The organism is Streptomyces asoensis (assembly GCF_013085465.1).
GTDB classification, from domain to species: Bacteria; Actinomycetota; Actinomycetes; order Streptomycetales; family Streptomycetaceae; genus Streptomyces; species Streptomyces cacaoi_A.
Genome location: NZ_CP049838.1, coordinates 9,410,900 through 9,434,060 on the forward strand (window position 1 = coordinate 9,410,900; position 23,161 = coordinate 9,434,060).

Below are 23,161 nucleotides of genomic sequence, written 5' to 3' on the forward strand. Positions count from 1 at the left end.
CACCCATTCGGCGCGGTCAGCGGCGAGCCGCCCGGCCGCGCCACGGATGTCATGACCATGTCTTGACAGTCCGTCATGTGCCAGGAAGGGAGAGTCATGGCCTCTCCGCGCCTGCCCCGGCGCCTGCTGTTGTCGCTGGCCTCGCTCCTCGCCTTCGCGTCGCTGTCCACCGGACCGGCGCTCGGCGTGTCTCCATCCGCGGCGGAACCCTCCGCACGCGCCGTCGCGGCACCCCGGGCGGCCGCCGTCACGTTCTCCGAGGAGTTCGACGGGCCCGCCGGTTCCGCCGTGGACGGCGCCCGATGGCAGACCGAGACCGGAGACAACGTCAACAACCACGAGCGGCAGTACTACACCGCGGGCAACCGCAACGCCGCTCTGGACGGCCAGGGCCATCTGGTGATCACCGCACGCCGGGAGAACCCGGGCAACTACCAGTGCTGGTACGGCCGGTGCGAGTACACCTCCGCCCGGCTGAACACGGCCGGCCGGTTCACCACGACGTACGGCCGCGTCGAAGCCCGGATGAAGGTCCCGCGCGGGCAGGGCATGTGGCCCGCGTTCTGGATGCTGGGCAACGACATCGGTCAGGTCGGCTGGCCCGCCTCGGGCGAGATCGACGTCATGGAGAACGTGGGCTTCGAGCCGGGCACCGTCCACGGCACCCTGCACGGCCCGGGATACTCCGGCTCCGCAGGCATCGGGGCCGGGTACACCCTGCCCGGCGGACAGGCCTTCGCCGACGCCTTCCACACCTTCGCCGTCGACTGGAGCCCGAACGCGATCACCTGGTCCGTCGACGGCGCCGTCTACCAGCGGCGCACCCCGGCCGACCTCGGCGGCCGGCAGTGGGTCTTCGACAAGCCCTTCTTCCTGATACTCAATCTCGCGGTCGGCGGCTACTGGCCCGGAGACCCCGACGGCAGCACGGTCTTCCCCCAGCAGCTCCTGGTCGACTACGTCCGCGTGAGCACCGACACCGCCCAGCCGGGCGGCAGCGGCCCCATCACCGGCCTCGCCGGCAAGTGTGTGGACGTGGCCGGGGCCAACAGCGCCAACGGCACGGCCGTGCAGCTGTACGACTGCAACGGCACCGCCGCCCAGCAGTGGTCCGTGGGCGCCGACGGCACGATCCGCGCGCTCGGCAAGTGCCTGGACGTCGCCTCGGGCGGCACGGCGGACGGCACCCCCGTCCAGCTGTGGGACTGCAACGGCTCCGCGGCCCAGCAGTGGGCCGTCCCCGCAGCCCGGGACATCGTCAACCCGCAGGCGAACAAGTGCCTGGACGCCACGGGCGGAAGCTCCGCCAACGGCACCCGGCTTCAGATCTGGACCTGTACCGGCGCCTCTCAGCAGAAATGGACGGTGACCCGATGACCAGGAGGTTCCCGCACAGCCGCGCGGTACGCGGCGCGCTGGGCGCGGCGGCCGTGGCCGCCCTGCTCACCGGCCTGAACGGCACGCCGGCGAGTGGTGCCGCGGCGGCCACCGGGCAGATCACGGGCATCGGCGGCAAGTGCGTCGACATCGCGGGTGCCGCCACGGCCAACGGCACGGCCGTCCAGCTCTACGACTGCAACGGCAGCGCGGCCCAGCAGTGGACGGTGGGCGCCGACGGCACGATCCGCGCACTCGGCAAGTGCCTGGACGTGACCTCGGGCGGCACCGCCGACGGAACCCGGACCCAGCTGTGGGACTGCAACGGCAGCGCGGCCCAGCAGTGGACCGTCACCGCCGCCCGGGACATCGTCAACCCGCAGGCGAACAAGTGCCTGGACGCCACCGGCAACAGCTCCGCCAACGGCACCCGGCTCCAGATCTGGACCTGCACCGGATCCGCCAACCAGAAGTGGACGGCGCCCGGCGGCGGGGGAGAGCCGGCGCCCGGACCGGGAGCCATGGCCGTCGCGCCGTACCTCTACAACGGCTGGGGCAGCCCGCCCAGCCCCACCACCGTGATGAACGCGACCGGCGTCAAGTGGTTCACGCTCGCCTTCGTCCTCAGCAACGGCTACTGCAACCCGCAGTGGGACGGCAGCCGCCCGCTGACCGGGGGAGTCGACCAGCAGACCGTCAGCACCGTCCGGGGAGCCGGTGGTGACGTGATCCCGTCCTTCGGCGGCTGGAGCGGCAACAAGCTGGAGAGCTCCTGCGGCAGCGCGGGCGAACTGGCAGCCGCGTACCAGAAGGTCATCAACGCCTACGGGCTCAAGGCGATCGACATCGACATCGAGGCGGCGGCGTACGACAGCCCGACCGTGCAGCAGCGCACGGTCGACGCGTTGAAGACCATCAGGGCCAACAACCCCGGCATCAAGGTGTACATCACCTTCGGCACCGGACAGAACGGCCCCGACAGCAGTCTGATCGGCAGGGCCGCCGCCTCCGGACTCACCGTGGACAGCTGGACGATCATGCCGTTCAACTTCGGCGGCGCGGGCCAGAACATGGGCCAGCTCACCGTCCGGGCGGCCGAGGGACTCAAGACCGCGGTGAAGAACGCGTACGGCTACTCGGACGACCAGGCCTACCGGCACACCGGCATCTCCTCGATGAACGGCATCACCGACAACGGCGAGACGGTGACCGTCGCCGACTTCCGCACCATCCTGGCGTACGCCCAGCAGCGTCATCTGGCCCGGCTGACCTTCTGGTCGGTCAACCGTGACCGGCCCTGCACCGGCGGCGGCGCCGACACCTGCTCGGGCGTCTCCCAGCAGCCCTGGGACTTCACCCGGGTCTTCGCGCAGTACGCCGGCTGACCCGCCCGCGCACCCCGCCGACCCGTTCCTGCCTTCCCCGACCCTTCCGCGATCCCCACTCACGCCGTCCCGGCGGCACAGGAGAAGACGTGCTCCGCATCCCTCGACCATCCCTCGCCGGCCCCTGGATCGCGGCTTCCGTGGCCGCGGCCACGGCCGTCTCGCTCTTCACCGGCGTCCAGCCCTCCCGGGCCGCGACCGACGCGGCCACCGCCCTGCCCACCGGCTGGTCCACGGTGGTGAACTCCGGCAGCGGCAAGTGCCTGGACGCCCGGTCCGCCGCGACCGCGAACGGCACCGCCGTGCAGCAGTACGCGTGCAACAACAGCACCGCCCAGCAGTGGAGTTTCACCGCGACCGGCGACGGCTTCGTGCGGATCGGCAACCGCAACGACGCCCAGCAGGTCGTGGACGTGAGCGACGTGTCCACCGCCGACAACGCGGCCGTGCACCTGTGGACGTACGGCGGCGGCGCCAACCAGCAGTGGCAGGCCGTCGACGAGGGCGGTGGCGCGTACCACTTCGTCAACCGCAACAGCGGCAAGTGCCTCGACGTCCCGTCCGCCTCGACGGCCGACAGTGTCCAGCTGGTGCAGTACACCTGTAACGGCACGGCCGCCCAGCGGTTCCAGGTCGCGCCGGTGAGCACCGCCCCCGGGGACGTCGACCTCGGCCCCAACGTCGTCGTCTTCGACCCGTCGATGCCGTCGTCCACGATCCAGAGCCGGCTGAACTCGATCTTCCAGCAACAGGAGACGAACCAGTTCGGCTCCCAGCGCTACGCGGTCATGTTCAAGCCCGGCACGTACAGCAACGACGTCAACGTCGGCTTCTACACTCAGGTACTGGGCCTCGGCCAGTCACCCGACTCGGTCACGATCAACGGCGCCGTGCATGTGGAGGCCGACTGGTTCCCGCCGCAGAACGCCACCCAGAACTTCTGGCGCGGCGCCGAGAACCTCTCGGTCAACCCGACCGGCGGCACCGACCGGTGGGCGGTCTCCCAGGCGTCCGGCTACCGCCGCATGCATGTCCGCGGCAATCTGGAGCTGAGCGACGGCGGCTGGTCCAGCGGCGGGTTCATGGCCGACAGCAAGATCGACGGCCAGGTGCGGTCCGGCACCCAGCAGCAGTGGCTGACCCGGAACTCCCAACTCGGCAGCTGGACCGGCTCCAACTGGAACATGGTCTTCGTCGGCAGCCAGGGTGTGCCCGGCAACAGCTTCCCCAACCCGCCCTACACCACGGTCACCCAGACCCCCACCGTGCGGGAGAAGCCCTTCCTGTACGTGGACGCCGCCGGCGCCTACAAGGTGTTCGTCCCCTCCGTGCGGACCAACTCCTCGGCCACCAGCTGGGCGAACGGGACCGCCGCGGGCAGCTCGCTCGGCATCGACCAGTTCTTCGTCGTCAAGCCGGGCGCGACCGCCGCACAGATCAACGCCGCTCTCGCCGAGGGCAAGAACCTGCTGGTCACCCCGGGCGTGTACCACCTCGATCAGACCCTGCGGGTGACCCGCCCCGACACCGTCGTACTCGGTCTGGGCCTCGCCACGTTCGTCCCGGACAACGGCGTCACCGCCATGACCGTCGCCGACGTCGACGGAGTGAAGGTCGCCGGCGTGCTCTTCGACGCCGGTACCACCAACTCGCAGACACTCATGGAGATCGGCCCGGCCGGCGCCGCCGCCGACCACGCGGCGAACCCCACCTCCCTCCACGACGTCTACTTCCGGGTCGGCGGGGCCGCCGTGGGCAAGGCGACCACCAGCCTCGTCGTCAACAGCGACGACGTCATCGGCGATCACATGTGGATCTGGCGCGCCGACCACGGCACCGGGGTGGGCTGGACCACCAACACCGCGGACACCGGACTCGTCGTCAACGGCGACGACGCCACCATGTACGGCCTGTTCGTCGAGCACTACCAGAAGCACCAGACCCTCTGGAACGGCAACGGCGGCCGGACGTACTTCTACCAGAACGAGATGCCCTACGACCCGCCCAACCAGGCCGCCTGGATGAACGGCTCGACCCAGGGCTACGCCGCCTACAAGGTCGCGAACTCGGTCACCAGCCACCAGGCCTACGGGCTCGGCAGCTACTGCTACTTCAACGTCAACCCGGGTGTCACCGCCGAGCACGCCTTCGAGGTGCCGGCCAACCCGAACGTGCGCTTCCAGAACATGGTGACGGTCTCGCTCGGCGGCACCGGAACCATCCGGCACGTCATGAACGACCGGGGCGGACCGTCCAACTCCACCACCAACGTGGCCAACCTGGTGAACTACCCATGAGGTGAACCACCCACGAGCCGTCAGGTGCGGCGGGCCCGGCAGGCGGTGACGCCGCCGGGCCCGCCGGTCACGCTGTCACTCCGTGTCGAAGTCCGTCCCCCGGGAGACCTTCTCCCACTCGCTGAGTTCGGCCCGTACGGAGTCCAGGTGCCGGGTCAGGTAGTCGACCGCGTCGCCACCGAGAGCGAGGCGGAGCGGGGTGTTCTCGGCGTCCAGTGCCAGCCGGATCGCCGCCGCGGCCTTCGCCGGGTCGCCGGGCTGCTCGCCGTCGCTGCCCTGCACCAACTGCCGGGTCGCGCCGACCTTCTCCGCGTACGCCGGGTTCTCCTCGGAGAAGTACGCCGCACCCTTGCCGAACAGGTTGGTACGGAACGCGCCGGGCTCCACGATCAGCACCTTGATCCCGAACGGCGACACCTCGTCGGCCAGGCCCTCCGACAGCTGCTCCAGCGCCGCCTTGGTCGCGCTGTACGCGGAGAACCCGGCGAAGGACAGCTGACCGCCGAAGCTGCTGATGTTCACGATCGATCCACTGCCCCGCTCCCTCATCTGCGGCAGCAGCGCCCGGGTCAGCCGCGCCGGGCCGAACACATGCAGCTCGAACAGGTCGCGCAGCTCCTGGTCGGTGGTCTCCTCGAACGCCCCGACCTGGGTGCGGCCGGCGTTGTTCACCACCACGTCCACCCTCCCGTAACGGGCCAGGACGTCGGCGGCCACCGCGTCGACGCGCTCGCCGTCGGTGACGTCCATGCTGATCGCCTCCGCGCGGTCCGGGTACGCGGCGACCAGGTCGTCCAGCGCCTCGATCCAGCGGGCCGTGCCGATCACCGTGTCGCCGGCGGCGACCGCGGCCTGCGCGATGGCCCGCCCGAAACCGCTGCTCGCGCCGGTGACCAGCCAGACCTTGGCGTTCTCGCCCATCTTCGTCTCCCTCGTCGACTGCCGTTCCGGGCTCCCCGCCCGACAGCTCCCATCCTTCGACGGACATCAGGGCGGCGTCCAAGACCCGTTGTGATAGCCATGAGTCATGGACATCCATGGACGCGATCTGCGCTACTTCACCGCGGTCGCCGAGGAGTTGAGCTTCACCCGCGCCGCCGAGCGGCTGTTCGTCTCCCAGCCCGCGCTGAGCAAGCAGATACGGATGCTGGAGAAGCAACTCGGCGTGGTCCTGTTCGAACGGGACCGGCGGACGGTGCGGTTGACCGCCGTGGGGGAGGCCCTGTTACCGCACGCCCACGAGGTGCTGGCCGCCTGGCAGGCCGCGGAGGCGGCGGTGCAGGGTGCGAAGACCGCCGAGCGGCGCACTCTGGTGATCGGCATGTCCACCAGCCCGGGCCGCGGGCTGCTGCCCGCCCTGCGGACCCGCCTCGTCTCCCGCTGTCCGCAGGCGCAGCCGGTCCTGCGTCAGGTCAACTGGGCCGATCCCAGTGCCGGGTTGGCGGACGGATCCAGCGACGTCGCCTTCGTCTGGCTGCCGCTGCCGGACGAAGACCGTTACCGGTACGCGGTGGTGGCCCGCGAGCCTCGCCTGGTCGCGCTGCCGGAGGGACACCCCTTGGCGGCGCGGGCCGCGTCCGATCCCGAGGGACAGGTGGACTTCGCCGACCTGCTGGAGGAGCCCTTCCTCGCCCTGCCCGCGGAGGCCGGCCCGTTGCGCGACTACTGGCTCGCCCTCGACGCCCGGGACGGCCGGCCGCCACGGATCGGCGGGGTGGTGGCCAGCGCCGAGGAGACCCACGAGGCGGTGTCCGGCGGACAGGGGATCGCGCTGCTGGCCACCGGCAACGCCCCACTGGTCGTCCGGGACAAGGTGATCGCCGTACCGGTCCGGGGCATCTCCCCGTCCCGGCTGGCGGTGGCCGCCGCCCAGGACGACAGACGGCCCCTGGTGCTCGCCTACCTGGCCGCCGCGAGCGAGGTCGGAGCCACCACCTGTTGCGACCCGGTGCCTGGAGCATGACCGTCCTCGCCCGCCCCGGAGAGCCTTTCGGGGCGGGCGAAGACGGTGGTCGGTGCTACTTGGTGAGCGCTGCCAGCTTGGGGTCGTTGGCGTAGGCCTCGGCCGCGTTCTCCTTCGTCACGATGACCGGCGGCAGGAGGAAGGACGGGACGACCTTCTTGCCGTTGTCGTACGACTTGGTGTCGTTGATGGTCGGCTTGTCGCCCTTCTGGAGCGCCTTGACCATGTTGACGGTCTCCGCCACGAGCTTGCGGGTGTCCTTGTTGATGGTCGAGTACTGTTCACCGGCCATGATCGACTTCACCGACTCGACCTCGGAGTCCTGGCCGGTGACGACCGGGACCGCCTTGCCGGCGCCCTTGACCGAGGTGAGGATCGCGCGGGCGAGGGTGTCGTTGGGGGACAGCACGCCGTCGAGGGTCTTCTTGCCGCCGTAGGCCGAGGTCAGCAGCGAGTCCATGCGCTGCTGGGCGTTCTCGGCCTTCCAGCCCTGGGTCGCGGTCTGCTTGATGTCGGTCTGCCCCGAGCCGACAACGATGTCGCCCTTGTCGATCAGGGGCTTGAGCACCTCCATCGCGCCGTCGAAGAAGACCTTGGAGTTGTTGTCGTCCGGCGAGCCGGAGAACAGCTCGATCGTCCAGGGACCCTTCGGCTTCTTCGCCTTCATGCCGTCGATCAGGGCCTGGCCCTGGAGCTGGCCGACCTTGAAGTTGTCGAAGGCGATGTAGTAGTCGACGTCGGGGGTGTTGGTGATGAGCCGGTCGTAGGCGATGACGGTGGCGCCCTCGTCCTTGGCCTGCTTCACCTGGGTCGCGAGCTGCGAGGCGTCGGTCGCGCCGATGACGATGACCTTCGCGCCCTTGGTGACCATCGAGGAGATCTGCGCCTGCTGGTCGGCGACCGTGGTCGATGCGCCCGCGTACTGGACGTCGGCCTTGAAGCCGGAGTCCTTCAGGCCGTCGGTGAACAGGTCACCGGCGAGCACCCAGTTCTCCGAGGTCTTGGCGGGCAGGGCGACGCCGATCAGGGAGTCCTTGGCGAAGCCCTTGCCGTCGGAGCTGTCGCTGCCGGTGGAGCCCTCGCGTTCGTTGGAGCAGGCCGTGCCCAGGGTGAGCAGGGCGGCGGCGCCGACGGCGGCGATGCTTCTGATGACGAGTGTGCGCATGGTGGAGTTGGCCCCTTCGTACGGTGTGCTGGTTGCGGGAGTGCGGTGTGCCGTCGAGCGCGGCGGGGGAGGAGGCGCGGGCTCTGCGGTCAGCCCGCGATCCTGGCCTTGTCGGCGTCGGAGTTCGGGGCCGCCGGTGGAGCCGGTGCCGCCGGGTCGTCCCGCCGGAACGGGCGGGTCAGCGCGCCGATGATCGAGAAGCGTCCCTGGCTCTTGTTGTAGACGTCGAAGGCGACGGCGAGCAGGAGGACCAGCCCCTTGATGATCTGGACCATGTCGGATCCGACGCCCTCCAGTTGGAGGCCGTTGTTGAGCAGTGCCATGACCAGACCGCCGACGATCGAGCCGCTGACGGTGCCCAGGCCGCCGGAGACCGCCGCGCCGCCGATGAACACGGCCGCGATGGCGTCCAGTTCCCAGCTCAGGCCGTCCTGCGGTCCGGAGGCCGAGGACCGGGCGACGAAGATCATGCCGGCCAGCGCGGCCAGCACCGACATGTTCATCATGACGAGGAAGTTGACCCGCTTGAGCTTCACGCCGGACAGTTCGGCCGCTCGCGCGTTGCCGCCGACGGCGTAGATGTGCCGGCCGCCGATGGTGTTGCGGGTGTAGTGCGAGTACGCGAGGACCAGAACGATCAGGATGATCCCGGAGATCGGCAGGCTGGTGCCGATCCGGCCGCCGGCGAAGCGGAGCGTCGCGAAGACGATCACGCCGAACATGACGGCCAGACGGATGCCCGTGACCCACAGCGGTGCCAGGTCGGCCTTCATCTCGCGGCGGGTCCGGCGCGCCGTCCACTCGCGCCACAGCACGCCCGCGCAGGCGGCCACACCGAGCAGCAGCGTCAGGTTGTTGTACCCGGTGTCCGGCCCGACCTCGGGCAGGAAGCCCGCGCCGATCTTGCGGAAGCCCTCGGGCACCGGAACCGTGTCGGCGTTGCCGATGTACTGGTTGCCGCCGCGGAACAGCAGCATCCCGGCGAGGGTCACGATGAAGGCCGGCACGCCGATGTAGGCGACCCAGAAGCCCTGCCAGGCGCCGATCGCGGCGCCGACGAGCAGGCCGAGCGCGATGCCGAGGGGCCACGGCAGGTCGTACTCCTGCATCGCCTTGGCGACGACGATGCCGGTGAACGCGGCGACGGAGCCGACCGACAGGTCGATGTGCCCGGCGACGATCACCATCAGCATCCCGATGGCCAGGATCAGGATGTAGGAGTACTGGCTGACGACCGCGATGAGGTTGCCGGACGTGAGCGTCAGGCCGTCGGTCCAGATCTGGAACAGCAGGACGATCGCCACCAGGGTGGAGATCATGCCGAACTGGCGGGCGTTGGAGGTCGTGCCTCCGAAGAGGTTCTTCTGAAGGTCGGATATACGGCTCATGGAGTGGGGCTCTTCTTGGTAGCGGTCATCTGCTTCATCAGGAGTTCCGGATCGGCGTCGCCACGCGCCACATCGCCGGTGATGGTGCCCTCGAACACCGTGTAGATGCGGTCGCACAGGCCGATCAGCTCGGGCAGCTCGGAGGAGATGACGACGACCCCCTTGCCCTGGGCGACGAGCCGCTGGATGATCCCGTAGATCTCGAACTTGGCGCCCACGTCGATGCCGCGGGTCGGCTCGTCGAGGATCAGCAGGTCAGGGTCGGTGAACATCCACTTCGCCAGGACGACCTTCTGCTGGTTGCCGCCGGAGAGCTTGACGACACCCTCGTCGACGCTGGGGGTCTTGATCCGCAGGCTCTGGCGGTACTCCTCGGCGATCCGGTGCTCACGCACCGGGTCGATGACGCGCCGCCGGGCGATCTTCGACAGCTTGGCGGCCACCATCGAGGTCTTGATGTCGTCCAGCAGGTTGAGGCCGATCGACTTGCGGTCCTCGCTGACGTAGGCCAGCCCGTGCCGGATGGCGTCCGACACGGTCTTCAGCCGGACCTCCTCGCCGTCCTTGAAGACCCGCCCCGACAGCCAGGTGCCGTAGGACCGGCCGAAGAGACTCATCGCGAGTTCGGTACGGCCCGCGCCCATGAGTCCCGCGAAGCCGACGATCTCCCCGCGGCGGACGTGGAACGTCGAGCCCTTGCACACCATCCGCTCGTCCGAACTGGGGTGCCGTACCGTCCAGTCGCGGACCTCGAAGAAGATCTCGCCGATGTCGGGCGTGCGGTCCGGGAAGCGGCTGTCGAGCTCGCGGCCGACCATGCCCCGCACGATGCGGTCCTCGTTGACGCCGTCGGCCCGCACGTCGAGGCTCTCGATGGTGCGGCCGTCGCGCAGGATCGTGATGGTGTCGGCGACCGCCTCGATCTCGTTCAGCTTGTGCGAGATGATGATCGAGGTGATGCCCCGCTGGCGGAAGCCGCGCAGCAGGTCCAGCAGGTGCTGCGAGTCGTGCTCGTTGAGGGCCGCGGTCGGCTCGTCGAGGATCAGCAGCTTCACGTCCTTCGCGAACGCCTTGGCGATCTCGACGAGTTGCTGCTTGCCGACGCCGATGTCCTTGATCAGGGTGTCGGGGTCCTCCCGGAGCCCCACCTGTTCCATCAGCTCCAGGGCGCGGCGCTGGGCCGTCTTCCAGTCGATCGCGCCGCGGCGGCGCGGTTCGTTCCCGAGGAAGAGGTTCTCGGTGATCGACATACCGGGCACCAGGGCCAGTTCCTGATGGATGATCGCGATGCCGGCCTGCTCGCTGGCCCGGATGTCGTGGAACCGGACCTGCTCGCCGCGGTAGACGATGTCGCCGGTGTAGCTGCCGTGCGGGTGTACCCCGCTGAGCACCTTCATGAGGGTGGACTTGCCGGCGCCGTTCTCGCCGCAGATCGCGTGGATCTCACCTTCCCGCACGACGAGGCTGACGTCGGCGAGCGCGGTGACGCCGGGGAAGGTCTTGGTGATCGACCGCATCTCCAGCAGGGTCGGGGCGGTGGGCGTCATGAGCGGTGCTCCCCACCGCCGGGAACGCGCCGATGCGTACCCGAGCCTTCGGGCCTGCGGCATTGCATGGACATCAACTTGCCTCCGATGGCACTGCCCTGTGCCTTCGTGTCCGAGATTTCGTCTGCGGGACCGGACACTAAATCCATTTGTTTTACTAAGTCAATGGGCTGCGAGAGATAGGTTGTAGGGGGAAACGAGAGAGGACCGTGCGTGCGGCAGGCAGGAACGAACCTTCCCAAGGTCGGGCGATACAACCGGGCCGTCGTCCTGGACCAGATCCAGCTCGCCGACGGCATCAGCCGGGTCGAGATCGCCCAGCACACGGGCCTCACCCCACAGACGGTCTCGGGCATCGTGCGGCGCCTGCTCGACGAGGGAATCGTGCGGGAGGACGGCGCGAGCAGGGTGTCCAGCGGCGGGAAGCCCCGCACCACCCTGCGGATCAACGCCGAGGCGGGCAACGCGGTCGGCCTCCACTTCGATCCCGTGGAACTCAGCTGCACCGTGGTCGACCTGCTCGGCCGGCCGCTGGTCGTCAAGAAACGCCCCACGGACCCCGGCACCGACCCGGCCCAGGTAGTCAAGGACATGGCGGAACTGGTCGCCGATGTGCTGGCCGAGACGGGCGTCGCCCGGGACAAGGTCCTCGGGCTCGGCCTCGCCACCCCGGGGCCGATCGACCTCGAGGCGGGCGCGATCGTCGGCGCTCCCCAGCTGGCCCGCTGGACGCGGGTGCCGGTGCAGCACATGCTGAGCGAGGCGACCGGCCTGCCGGTGACCCTGGACAACGACGCCACCGCCGCCGCGGTCGGCGAGCGCTGGTCGGGCGCGGGCAGGGGAGTGGCGGACTTCGCGTACTTCTTCTTCGGCACCGGCGTCGGCGGGGGTCTCATCCTCAACCACCAGGTGTACCGAGGCGGTTCACTCAACGCGGGCGAGTTCGGACACTCCTCGGTGCTGCCCGACGGACCGGAGTGCTACTGCGGCAACCGGGGCTGCCTGGAGCGGCTCGTGAACCCCACGGCGATCGTCGCCGAGGTGCACCGCAGGCTCGCCGCCGGACCGCATCCGGACAGTGCGCTGGCGCGGGTGTTCGCCGAGCGTCCCGAGGCGGTCGACCACGCCGCCATCGGGGTGGCCGCGGCGGCCGGCGACCCGGTCGCGGCGGCGGTCATCGACGAGACCGCGGAGCACGTCGCCTCGGTCGCGGTCGACATCGCGAACTTCATCGACGTGGACCTGATCGTCCTCGGCGGCCACGGCATCCAGCACGTCGAGTCGCGGTACGTCGAGGTCGTCGCCGCCGCGCTGGCCGCCCGGCCGTTGTCCCGCCACGTCCGGGTCGTCGAGGTCGAGGCGTCCTGGCTCGGCACGGACGCGGCGGTGGTGGGCAGCGCGGCACTCGTCCTGCACGCCACGTACTCCCCGCAGCTGTCGGCCCTCCTGGGCACGGCCGCGGCCCCCGGCGGGATGCGCTAGCCGGGCCCCGCGCGCCTTGCCTGGGCCGGGTGTCTGGCGCAGGCTGTTCCTATGGGTGCGCAGGACGGCCCCACGCTCATCACCTCCGTGCAGCGGGCCTTCCGCTTGCTGGAGGCGGCGAGCGCGCACGAGAACGGCGCGCCGGCGAAGCAGCTGGCGCGCGAGACGGGGCTGCCCCTGGCCACCGCCTACCATCTGCTGCGGACCCTCGTGAACGACGGCTACCTGCGGAAACTCCCGGACGGCGGGTTCATCCTGGGGGACCGGCTCCAGACGCTGCACACCGCGGGCCGCGCGCAGGCACTGCTCAGCCGGGTCCGGCCCGCCCTCGCCGCACTGCGGGACGAGCTCGCCACCGCCGCCTACCTCACCTTCTACGAGGAGGGGGAGATCCGGGTCGCCGAGATCGTCGACGGCCCCCGGGCGCCCCGCGTGGACCTGTGGGTCGGGTTCGAGGACGCGGGACACGCCACGGCGCTCGGCAAGTCGGTCCTGCGGGAACTGGACGAGGAGGCCCGCAAGGACTACATCTCCCGCCACCACCTCGCCGATCTCACGCCCAGGACCATCACCAGCGCCCCCGAACTGCTCCGGCAACTGGACTCCTCGCCCGTGGCCCCGGCCGTCACGGACCTGGAGGAGTACGCCCTCGGTACGGTCTGTGTCGCCGTGCCCGTCTACAGCGGCGACACCCTCGGCTCGCTCGGCGTCTCGCTGCCGGTCGACCGGCTGTCCCGGCTCGATCAGGTGCGGGCCCGGCTGCTCCCGACCGCGAACCGCGTGACCAGGGGTCTTTCGCTCACGATGTGATCGTTCACTATCTGAAAATCTGATCCTTGTAAGCAGTGGGCCGAAGCCGTTTCCTAGACGAAACGGACATTTCCGAAGTGCCCCGGCGCACGCACAGATGAGGATTGCGGACGAAGCATGGGTCATGCGCGCAACCATGGCGGCGATCACTGCCCGACACGGCTGTTGAAATCGTTCAGACACCGGGTGGCAGGGCCTCTGCTGCCGGTTCTGATCCTCCTGGTCATCATGCTCGTCGGCCTCTTCGGCGACGCGGGAATGATCTGGCTGCCCCTGCTGTCGGCAGGGCCCGCGCTGGCCGCCACGACCAACGGCCCGCGCGGTGTCCTCTGCGTCGGCCTGCTCGCAGCGGTGGTCGGCGCGACGCTCGGCGCCCGGGTCGGTGCACCCGGCCGCGAGGTGGCCGCCGTACTGGCCGCCCTGGTGGCCGTCACCCTGGCGAGTGGCCTGGCCAGCGCGCTGCGCGGGCGCCGCGAGCGGGTGCTCGCGGACGTCCGGTCGGTCGCGGAGGCCGCCCAGCACGCGCTGCTCAGGCCGGTCCCGGCGACCGTCGGTCCGTTCGAGGTCGCCGTCCGTTACAGCGCCGCGGCCGCGGAGGCCCGGATCGGAGGCGATCTCTACGCGCTGGTGCCCACTCCGTACGGCGTACGGCTGATCGTCGGTGATGTGCGAGGCAAGGGGCTGCCCGCCGTGGGGACCGCCGCACTCGTCCTCGGTGTCTTCCGGGAGGCCGCCTACGACGAACCCGATCTCCTCGCCGTCGTCGACAGGATCGAGCGGAGCCTCGCGCGCAACCTGGGTACCGACGACTTCGTCACCGCAGTGGTCGCCGGATACCCGCGATCCGGTGAGCTGGAGATGGTGAACTGCGGACACGCGCCACCGCTGCTGGTCGGCGACTCTCGGAGCGTCGTGGCGGTGGAGCCCACGCAGCCCGCCCCGCCCCTCGGGCTGCGCGCCCTCACCGACCAGACCCCGAGCCTTCAGGTGCTGCCCTTCGCCGACGGGGACCAGCTGCTGCTCTACACGGACGGGGTCATCGAGGCCCGGGACCGCGACCGGGAGTTCTACCCGCTCGTCGAGGGCCTCGCGCGCCACCTCTGCGACGATCCGGCGCGCACGGTCGGCGCGATCCACGACGAACTGCTGGCGCACGTCGGCGGACGACTGCACGACGACGCGGCCCTGCTCCTGATCCGCAAGCCCGCCGTCGTCACCCCCTCGGTTCCCCAACCGACCAGCCCTGAGCCGGCTACTCGCCCGACGGAGCGGTCAGTGTGACGCCGAGGGCCACCGGCGTGCCGAAGTTCGGCGTGCCGTCGGTGTTCCAGGTGAACTTCTGCGCCCTGGTCGTCCGGTTCATGTCGCAGCCGCCGCCCGTGGAGTTGTTGGCGTGGTAGACGATCCAGTCCTCGGTCCCGTCGGGCGACTTGAAGAAGCCGTTGTGCCCGGGACCGTAGACACCGTTGGCGTTGGATCGCTGGAAGACCGGGTTCGGTGACTTGACCCACGAGGAGGAGCTGAGCGGGTCACCGCCGTTGTAGGTGAGCATCCCCAGCTTGTAGTCGGGCGTCGAGCAGTGGCTGGCGGAGTAGACGATGAACGTCCTGCCGTCCCGCTGGAGCACCTCGGCGCCCTCGTTGACCGCGCCGCCCACCGTCTCCCAGCCGAGGGTCGGCGTGGACAGTACGCGACGGGTGCCGCTCGCGGTCCACGGGTTCGACAGCGGCCGGATGAACATCGGCTGCGAGCCGTTGTAGAAGGTGCCCAACAGGTAGAGCCGGCCGTTGAGTTGCAGGATCCCCGGGTCCAGCTCCCAGGTGTTGTCCTGGGTCGGGTCGAGCAGGTCGGCCTTGAAGCTGTACGGCCCCATCGGGTCGAGGCCCGCGCTCTCCAGCACATGGATCCGCTGGGTGCCCAGGTCGTAGGGCTCGCGGCCGGCCGTGTAGTAGAAGTACCACCGCTTGCCGTTCGGACCGTCGAGCAGATGGAACTCCGGCGCCCACATCGTGCCCGCCCCGTTGGGCCGGGTGAGGTTGAAGATCACCTGGTCGGTGGCGGTGGCGAGCCCGGCCAGGGTGCTCGCCCTGCGCATGGTGACCGTGGAGTTCCAGGTGGTCGTGGCGAGGTAGTAGTACCCGTCGTAGTACGTGAGCCAGGGGTCGGGGCCGTGCTGGGACAGGGGGTTGGTGAACGTGTGCGGGCTGGTGCCGCCGCCGGTGAAGCCGGGCAGCCGCCACACCCTGCCGTTCGCGGCGGAGCACGGCAGCTGCACCAGGTCGGTGTTGGACGCCGAGGACCCGCCGCTGGGCGTGACGCACTTGCCCGAGCTCGCGGAGACCAGGTTGAAGGTCTTGTCGGTGCCGCCGACCGACACCGCGACGAGCCGCCACTGCTGGTTCGTCCCGCCGTGGCAGGGCCACTGGATGACCGCCGCGTTGTCCGCCGTGGACGCCCCGTACACGTCGACGCACTGGCCGGACCGGGTGGTGATCGTGTACGTCTCGCTCGTCCCGGAGACCAGGGTGTGGGCGAAGATCTGGTTCGCGCCGGAGCCGCAGGCGACGGCACGCAGTTGTGTCCCGTTGGCCGTCGAACCGCCCGGTAGGTCGAGGCAGTTGCCGCCGTTCTGGTTCACCCCGGTCGAGGTGAACGCGACGGCGGCGGAGGCGGGCGGCGCCACCAGGAAGGCGACCGCCAGGGTCAGCAGGGCGATGAGCGCGGCCAGGCATCTGGAACGAGTCACGGTCCGTACACCTTTGCTTCGAGGAGGCCGACGGAGTTGGTGCCGTTGCCGGTGAGCAGCACCCGTAGTCGGGTGGTGCTCGTGGCGGTGAAGGCGACGGTGTTGTACTGGTTCTTGACCAGTGGGTAGCCGCCGGCGCCGGGCAGGTCGACGTAGGCGCTGCCGTTCCAGTACTGGAGCTTCCAGGCGGCCGGCATGTCGATGCCCTGGTCGTCGTCGAAGAAGTACACCTCGGCCCTGTTCAGGGTCTTCGCCGACGGCCAGGTCAGTTCCGCCCACTGCTGGCCGGTCTCCGGCCAGGTCCCCCAGCGCGGGTTCACCGTGTCGTTGGACGACGGCGGGTCGATGCCGTCGTTGACGGCGGTGACCGCCTCCCAGGGGGAGGTGTACGACGCGGACGGCGTCGCGGACGTCGCCAGGTTGGCCGGTGGCTGGACGCCGCCCCGGTTGTACACCTTGACCTCGGTGAGCCCCGTCTTGGCTCCGGAGGCGTTGGTGGCCAGGATCCGTACGCGTTGGGCGGTGATCGCCGGGAACCGCACGAGGTTGTAGTTGGCGCGTGGCGCCGCCGGGCTCCTGGTCTGGCCGGGCGCGTTCACCCATGAACTGCCGTCGTAGTACTGGACGGTGTACGCGGACGGCGCCCGGTAGGTCGTACTGGCCGGGCGGCTGTCCTTGAAGTACAGGCGCAACTCGTCGAGCGTGCGGGCCGTGCCGAAGTTCAGCTCGTACCAGTCCTGGCTGTTGGCGGACCCGCCGGCGCCCCAGAAGGGCTCATTGGTGGGGTATCCGTCGACCGCGCCGGCGGTGCTGCTGCCGGTTCCGGTGGCGGAGGCGGACACGGTCGCCCCGGTGGCGAGGTTGGTGAGGTCGGCGGTCAGGTCGACGCCCGCCTTGGCGAGCATGTCGACCATCCGGGGGCTGTTCTGCACGACCTGGTTCGGGGCCTGGAGCCCGGCGACGGCCGTGTGGTGGGTGACCGTGCCGCTGGTGGTCACGTTTCCGGTGGCCGGGTCCCAGGTGAAGGGCACCAGCGAATCGACGGTCGCGGCCCGGCTGCCGTTGACGAAGATCGAGTAGCCCTCCGGGACGCCGGGGTAGCGCACCACGCCGTCGGCCGGGTCGTCCCAGACGACGGTCAGGTCGGCGCCCCGGTAACGGAGGTTGTTGACGGTGAAGTGGCTCCAGCCGATGTCGATCGGGGACAGCTCGACCTTCGCGTCGTTGCGGGGCCGCAGCCCGGCGACGTCCTCGATCACCGTCCAGTTGCTGCTGCCCAGGATGTTGTGGTGGATCCAGGACCGGTAGTCGATCCCGGTGCCGTTCCAGTCGGCCCAGAACTCGTTCGCGTCAGGCCACTGGGTGTTGCCGCCGACGTACTGCGCCCAGGTGTTCCAGTAGAGCAGCTTCTTGTAATCCGTCGCGTTCATCCAGGAGTTGGGGTAGTTGCGCAGCACGGAGGAGTAGAGCCGGAACTGCACGGTCGAGTTGATGGTGGAGAAGTTGTTGGAGCCGGGGTTCCCGGCGTCGGCCGCCGCCTTCTTGTCGACCTGGTTGGCCGTGTAGAAGGGGAAGACGGGGTACTGGGCCGGGTCGTCGTACAGCCGCAGGGCCTGCTTGTACGTCGCGGTGTCGGGGACCGCTCCGACCGCGAAGGGGTAGTAGTTGTTGATCTCCTTCCAGGGCACCCACTCGTTGGTCGACTTGAGCCGGTGCTCGAACAGCTGCCGGTTCGGGTTCCACAGGACGTTGACGATGGCGTCCTTGATCTGTGTCGCGAGGGTGCGCATCTCGGTGGCCTTGGCCGTGTTGCCGACCGCCTCGTAGGCCTGGGCGGCGGCGAGCGCGCCGCTGTACTGGTAGGCGGACTCGGCGCGGTCCATGTTGCCGGGCTTCCAGTGGAAGGAGACGGCGTCGGCGTCGTTGCCCGTCAGAGCGCCCCAGTCGTACTCGATGAGCTTGTTGTTGTCGTGGTCGTAGTAGGCGAGCTGTCCTTTGACGTCTCCCTCCGCGTAGCGCGCGAGGTTGCCGGCGATCGCCGGCTGCCCGCCGTGGATCTGGTAGCTCTTCCAGGCCGCCTCGGCGATGTACTGGGTGTAGCTGTTGGACCAGTTCTCCGGGTCACCGGGATTGTCCAGGAAGCGGCCGCCCTTGGAGGTCTGGCCGGCGCTGAGCCAGTCCCCGTAGGCGTAGGCCGGGTTGCGCAGGTACTTGAGGTCGTCGATGTGCATGGGCTGGGTCAGCGCGATCGCGTTGTTGTAGCCCAGGACGCCCTCGGTCGAGGTCGGGAACTGGAAGGTCTGGCCGGGGATGTCGGCGTCGAGGTTGTTGAAGCGCATCAGCCACCAGCGGTAGTAGATGTTCTTCTTGATCGCGGGCTCGGGCACGTCGATGTAGGGCACGTTCTGCGCCCACCACAGGTTGTACGCCTTTACGTGGGTGGCGAAGGCGGCGGTGTCGGAGTAGCCCGCGTAGGCGTTGTACTCGGTGAGCGACTCGGGGATCTCGTCGGTGACGAAGCCCATCACCACCTTGGCGGTCACCGTGGCCCCGGCCCCGACGGTCACGGACCGGTTCAGGCCGCCGCTGGACACGCTGAAACCGTCGCCGGTGAGTCGCGGCCGGATGGTGGTGAGGTTGTTGTAGGCGTTCACCTGCCCGGTCAGCTCGCTGCCGGTACCCGTGGTGGCGATCGGCGAAGTCGCCCGTAACTGGAGGGTGGTGGAGCCGGTGCCGTTGTTCTTGATCGACAGGTTGGTCACGGCGACGTTGTTCTCGGTGATGAACTTGGTCTGGGTGACGGCGATCGAGCCGTTGGTGTGCACGCTCTTCCAGTGGCTCGGCACCTGTCGGCGCTGGGCGACCTGTTCGGTGAAGGTGCCCGGGCTGATCGCGACGGTGTAGGCGTTGTTGTCGTTGACGCTCTCCCAGTAGGCGACATGACCGCCGAAGCCGAGGACCGCGGGGTTGTGGGTCTTCATGAAGACCGCCCGGCCACGGCTCATCAGCCAGGGCCCGGCCGGGTCGTCGCCGGAACGGGCCAGCAGACGGTCCATCCAGAAATCGGTTCCCGAACTTTCCGCGTCGTAGATGCTCCGCATCATGTCGCCCGGTGTGTAGGCGACGGGCGGAGCCGGGATCGCGGGTCCGCTGAAGGACGGGAACCCGATGGTCTGCGCGGCGGCGGCCGGGGTCACGGAGCAGACGGAACAGAGGATGAGCACGAGTGCGACGAGGAGGCGCTTCATGAGGTGCTCCCTGTCCGGGTGACGGCGAGCGGGCGATGGCATGTGCCTGACATGCGTGACGGAAACGGACCTAAAAGGTTTTCGCAACGTAGGAGCGACCTGATGAAGTGTCAAGAGAGGGTGCTGCGGGCGTGCGGACCGGGAACGCCGGCCGGCAATTCAGGACAGCGGCGCCGTCGACCCCCTGATCACCACGCGGCAGCGCACGGTCTCCACGCCCGAGCGCCGCACCCCGCCGATCGCGCTGAACAGGGCGTGCGCCGCCGCGCGGCCGACCTGCTCCAGGTTCATGTCGACGCTGGTCAGCGGCGGCCGCGAGGCGGCGGTCAGGACCTGCCAGTTGTCGAAGCCCATGACCGCCACGTCCTCCGGCACCCGGTGGCCCCGCTCGCGCAGGACGTCCATGACGCCACGGGCGATCTGGTCGCTGCCGCACAGCACGGCGTCGAGATCCGGATGCCGGTCGAGCAGCAGCGCGGTGGCCGCCCGCCCCCAGCCCTCCGACCACGCCCCGAACCGCGGTTCGCCGACCGGGGCGAGACCGGCGTCGGCGAGAGCGGCCCGGGCGCCCTCGGCCCGCTCCTGCGCCGCGAGGTACCCGGGGTCGCCGGTGATGTGCGCGATCCGGGTGCGGCCGCAGGCCAGCAGGTGCTCCACCGCGATCCGGCCGGCGTCGACGCTGTCGGGCACGATGGACAGATCGGCCGGATCGTCCGACGGCGCGTAGGCGTAGACGACGGGCACGGGCAGCTCACGCCCCAGGGACGGCCGGGGGTCGGTCCGGCTGCCCACCACGATGAGACCGTCGACGCGGCGCCCCAGCAGCGCGCGGACATGGTGCTGCTCGCGGATCGCGTCGCCGCGGGCGTCGCACAGGAACACCGCGACCTCGCCCGCCCCGAAGGCGTCCTCGGCACCCATGAGGATCGGGATGCTGAACCGGCCCTCCAGGTCGCTGGTGAGCAGACCGACCGTGCCCGACCGCCCGACGAGCAGACCGCGGGCCAGCTGGTTCGGCCGGAAGGCCAGCCGCTCGGCCGCTTCGATCACCCGCTGCCGCGTCTCCGCGCGCACCTGGCTGCGGCCGTTGAGGGCCTTGGACGCGGTGGCGATGGACACTCCGGCCAGCCGGGCGACATCGCTGAGTGTGGCGGGCTGCGAACGAGAGGGGCCGACGGCCGGTGTCATGGAGGTTCTCCTGTCTCGCGGCGCGTGCGTAAACCGTACGCGAGATGTTTCGGCCGGGGTGCGCGCAGGAGGCTTTCACAGCTTTCGGCAGCGCACGGTGCAGCGACCCGTACAGCCGTTCCCTGCAAGGGGATTGACGGGCCGTGAGCCGGGTCCTAACTTTCAGAAAGCCTTTTCGGTTTCTTTCCGTCGCAGAACCCATCCAAGGGGGATCGTCATGGGGAGCACGACCGGACCACGTGGACCCGTCCGCCGGCTCACCACCGGCGCCGTCGCGCTCCTCGCCGCAGCGAGCCTGATCACGGCCTGCGGGTCGGGGGACGGCGGCTCGGACGGCGGGGGAGGGGGCGGAGCGGCGGACGCCAAGGGCGTCGACGACGGCACCACGCTGACCATGTGGACGCGCGCGGCCACCCGCCCGCAGAGCGAGGCGCTGGTCGAGGCGTACAACGCGGCCCACAAGAACAAGATCAAGCTCACCGTCGTCCCCACCGACGACTACCAGGCCAAGGTCGGCGCGGCGGCCGGCTCCCGGGACCTCCCCGACCTCTTCGCCTCCGACGTGGTGTTCGTGCCGAACTACACCACCAGCGGGCTCTTCGCCGACCTCACCGAGCGCGTCGACGCCCTGCCCTTCGCCGCCGACCTGGCTCAGTCGCACATCAAGGCGGGCACGTACGAGGGCAAGAAGTACGTCGTCCCGCACACCCTCGACCTGTCGGTGCTCTTCTACAACAAGGAGCTCTACCGCAAGGCGAAGCTCGACCCCGCCAAGCCGCCCACCACGCTGAGCGAGTGGGACCAGCAGGCCCGGGCCGTGGACGCGCTGGGCGGCGGCGTCGACGGCACCTTCTTCGGCGGCAACTGCGGTGGCTGTGGTGTCTTCACCTGGTGGCCGTCCGTCTGGGCCGGGGGAGAGGAAGTACTGAACAAGGAAGGCACCGAGGCCAACCTGGACTCCGCCACCGCGAAGAAGGTCTACGACACCTACCGGGGCTGGGTGCAGGACGACATCGTGGCCCCCGGCGCACGCGACGAGACCGGCACCACCTGGACCGGCGTCTTCCCGAAGGGAAAGGTCGGCGTCATGCCCATGCCGTCGACCACGCTGGGCCTGATGCCCAAGAACCTGGACCTCGGTGTCGCCCCCATCCCCGGACCCGACGGCGGCACCTCCACCTTCGTCGGCGGTGACGCCATCGGCATCTCCGCCACCAGCAAGTCGGCCGACCAGGCCTGGAACTTCCTCGCCTGGTCACTGGGTGACGAGGCCCAGGTCGACGTGGTCGCCGCACACAAGGACGTCGTGGCCCGCACCGACCTCGCCGCCAACAAGTACTCCGCCGCCGACCCGCGCCTCGTCACCATCAACCAGCTCGTGACGAACGGCCGCACCCCGTACGCCCTGAAGTTCGGCCAGACCTTCAACGACCCCAACGGGCCCTGGCTGTCCCTGATGCGCGACGCCGTCTTCGGCGACGGAACGTCCGTCGAGAAGGACAACAAGGCGGTCACCGCCTCACTGGCCGACTGAACGGCACGGCACCGGACGCACCGGACCCCGGCACGACCCCTCCCACGTCACCCGGCAGAGGAGAGCCATGCAGGTCAAGGCGCCCGACCGAGCGACCACCGCGGACCGGCCCGCGGTGCGGCGCCCGGCCCGCCGACCCCGTACCGCCGCGCCCCGCCGGCACTCCCGCACGATCCAGGGCCTCGGCTACGCGGCCCCCACGGCCGTGTTCGTCGCCGTCTTCTTCCTGCTGCCCCTCCTCCTCGTCGGGCAGATGTCGCTCAGCGACTGGCCGCTGCTCGCCGGAGACCAGGGCGGCAACGCCCCGGAGAACTACACCGACGTCACCGACAGCCCCCTGTTCTGGCCCGCCGTCCGCTTCACCCTCCTCTACACAGGGATCGTCACGGTCGTCCTGCTCGGCCTGGCGCTTCTCCTCGCCCTGCTGGTGCAGGAGTCCCGCCCCGGCGCCGGCTTCTTCCGTACGGTGTACTTCCTGCCCGGCGCCCTCGGACTCGCCTCGGCCTCCCTGCTCTTCTGGGGCCTCTACAGCCCCACCACCGGCCCGCTCAGCCGCGTCCTGGAGCGGCTCGGCCTCGTCGACGACCCGGTCTCCTTCCTCGGCACGCCGACCTCCGCCCTCCTGTCGACGGTGTTCCTCGTCGTCTGGAAGTTCGCCGGTTTCTACATGCTGATCCTGCTCGTCGGTCTCCAGCGCATCCCCCACGAGGTGTACGAGGCGGCCCGGATGGACGGCGCGCGCCGCGGCCAGATCTTCCGCTCCATCACGCTGCCGCTGCTGCGTCCGTCGCTCGCCCTCTCCCTGCTGCTCTGCGTGACCGGATCACTGCTCGCCTTCGACCAGTTCTTCGTCCTCACCAAGGGCGGACCCGACAACAGCACCGTCACCGTCGTGCAGTTGATCTACCGCGAGGCGTTCCAGCGGCTGAACCTCGGCACCGCGGCAGCCCTGTCGATCGTCGTGCTGGCCGCGCTGCTCCTCCTCAACGCCCTTCAATTCCGCGGTCTTCGCCGCGCCGACGAGTCATGAC

The 23,161-nt window shown here is 69.8% G+C and carries 16 protein-coding genes; 9 read left to right on the forward strand and 7 right to left on the reverse strand.

Features of this window, described 5'->3' with window-relative positions:
- The first annotated feature begins 96 nt into the window (after positions 1–96).
- The 3 genes from G9272_RS41690 to G9272_RS41700 all read left to right on the forward strand — a co-directional run bounded on the left by G9272_RS41690 (position 97) and on the right by G9272_RS41700 (position 5,059).
- Positions 97–1,377 (forward strand): glycoside hydrolase family 16 protein, encoded by a 1,281-nt coding sequence (locus tag G9272_RS41690; RefSeq protein WP_171401388.1) that lies wholly within the window; start codon positions 97–99, stop codon positions 1,375–1,377.
- Complete coding sequence (locus tag G9272_RS41695) at positions 1,359–2,762, forward strand: chitinase (protein ID WP_171401389.1); 1,404 nt, start codon at positions 1,359–1,361, stop codon at positions 2,760–2,762. The genes G9272_RS41690 and G9272_RS41695 overlap by 19 nt, the downstream gene beginning before the upstream one ends.
- Positions 2,763–2,851: 89 nt before the next feature.
- Positions 2,852–5,059: an RICIN domain-containing protein gene (locus G9272_RS41700; RefSeq protein WP_171401390.1), complete on the forward strand. Its 2,208-nt coding sequence runs from the start codon at positions 2,852–2,854 to the stop codon at positions 5,057–5,059.
- Positions 5,060–5,134: 75 nt separating this feature from the next.
- Here the strand turns inward: G9272_RS41700 and G9272_RS41705 are convergent, their stop codons facing one another.
- Positions 5,135–5,980: an oxidoreductase gene (locus G9272_RS41705; RefSeq protein ID WP_171401391.1), complete on the reverse strand. Its 846-nt coding sequence runs from the start codon at positions 5,978–5,980 to the stop codon at positions 5,135–5,137.
- 106 nt (positions 5,981–6,086) lie between these two features.
- Between G9272_RS41705 and G9272_RS41710 the strand changes: the two genes are divergently transcribed.
- Positions 6,087–7,022, forward strand: coding sequence for a LysR family transcriptional regulator (locus G9272_RS41710; RefSeq protein ID WP_171401392.1), 936 nt, complete (start codon positions 6,087–6,089; stop codon positions 7,020–7,022).
- Positions 7,023–7,077: 55 nt separating this feature from the next.
- Here G9272_RS41710 and G9272_RS41715 read toward each other — a convergent pair whose 3' ends face one another.
- The 3 genes from G9272_RS41715 to mmsA form a co-directional block, all read right to left on the reverse strand.
- Complete coding sequence (locus G9272_RS41715; RefSeq protein ID WP_171401393.1) at positions 7,078–8,187, reverse strand: substrate-binding domain-containing protein; 1,110 nt, start codon at positions 8,185–8,187, stop codon at positions 7,078–7,080.
- An 89-nt stretch (positions 8,188–8,276) separates the two neighbouring features.
- A complete protein-coding gene (gene mmsB, locus G9272_RS41720; protein ID WP_171401394.1) occupies positions 8,277–9,575 on the reverse strand; it encodes a multiple monosaccharide ABC transporter permease in 1,299 nt (432 codons plus the stop codon).
- Positions 9,572–11,122 carry a multiple monosaccharide ABC transporter ATP-binding protein gene (mmsA, locus tag G9272_RS41725; protein ID WP_171401395.1) on the reverse strand — a complete coding sequence of 517 codons (1,551 nt, stop codon included), beginning with the start codon at positions 11,120–11,122 and terminating at the stop codon, positions 9,572–9,574. Before mmsA ends, mmsB begins: the two co-directional genes overlap by 4 nt.
- A 213-nt stretch (positions 11,123–11,335) precedes the next feature.
- On the opposite strand from mmsA, the gene G9272_RS41730 reads away from it, so the two are divergent.
- The 3 genes from G9272_RS41730 (at position 11,336) to G9272_RS41740 (ending at position 14,695) form a co-directional block, all read left to right on the forward strand.
- Entirely contained in the window at positions 11,336–12,604 is a 1,269-nt protein-coding gene (locus tag G9272_RS41730) for an ROK family transcriptional regulator (protein WP_171401396.1), read from the forward strand.
- A gap of 51 nt (positions 12,605–12,655) precedes the next feature.
- The gene (locus G9272_RS41735) at positions 12,656–13,414 is read left to right on the forward strand and encodes an IclR family transcriptional regulator (RefSeq protein ID WP_171401397.1); all 759 of its coding nucleotides are present in this window, start codon (positions 12,656–12,658) and stop codon (positions 13,412–13,414) included.
- A gap of 228 nt (positions 13,415–13,642) precedes the next feature.
- Entirely contained in the window at positions 13,643–14,695 is a 1,053-nt protein-coding gene (locus G9272_RS41740) for a PP2C family protein-serine/threonine phosphatase (RefSeq protein WP_171402403.1), read from the forward strand.
- Here G9272_RS41740 and G9272_RS41745 read toward each other — a convergent pair.
- The 3 genes from G9272_RS41745 to G9272_RS41755 form a co-directional block, all read right to left on the reverse strand.
- Positions 14,667–16,160, reverse strand: a complete 1,494-nt coding sequence (locus tag G9272_RS41745) for a family 43 glycosylhydrolase (protein ID WP_171401398.1) — start codon at positions 16,158–16,160, stop codon at positions 14,667–14,669. The genes G9272_RS41740 and G9272_RS41745 overlap by 29 nt on opposite strands.
- Positions 16,157–19,408: a discoidin domain-containing protein gene (locus G9272_RS41750; RefSeq protein ID WP_171401399.1), complete on the reverse strand. Its 3,252-nt coding sequence runs from the start codon at positions 19,406–19,408 to the stop codon at positions 16,157–16,159. The genes G9272_RS41745 and G9272_RS41750 overlap by 4 nt, the downstream gene beginning before the upstream one ends.
- Positions 19,409–19,567: 159 nt before the next feature.
- A complete protein-coding gene (locus tag G9272_RS41755; RefSeq protein ID WP_171401400.1) occupies positions 19,568–20,596 on the reverse strand; it encodes a LacI family DNA-binding transcriptional regulator in 1,029 nt (342 codons plus the stop codon).
- 217 nt (positions 20,597–20,813) lie between these two features.
- Here G9272_RS41755 and G9272_RS41760 point away from each other — a divergent pair, with 217 nt between their 5' ends.
- Complete coding sequence (locus G9272_RS41760) at positions 20,814–22,130, forward strand: ABC transporter substrate-binding protein (protein WP_171401401.1); 1,317 nt, start codon at positions 20,814–20,816, stop codon at positions 22,128–22,130.
- Positions 22,131–22,197: 67 nt separating this feature from the next.
- Positions 22,198–23,160 (forward strand): carbohydrate ABC transporter permease, encoded by a 963-nt coding sequence (locus G9272_RS41765; protein ID WP_171401402.1) that lies wholly within the window; start codon positions 22,198–22,200, stop codon positions 23,158–23,160.
- The last annotated feature ends 1 nt before the right edge of the window (position 23,161 follow it).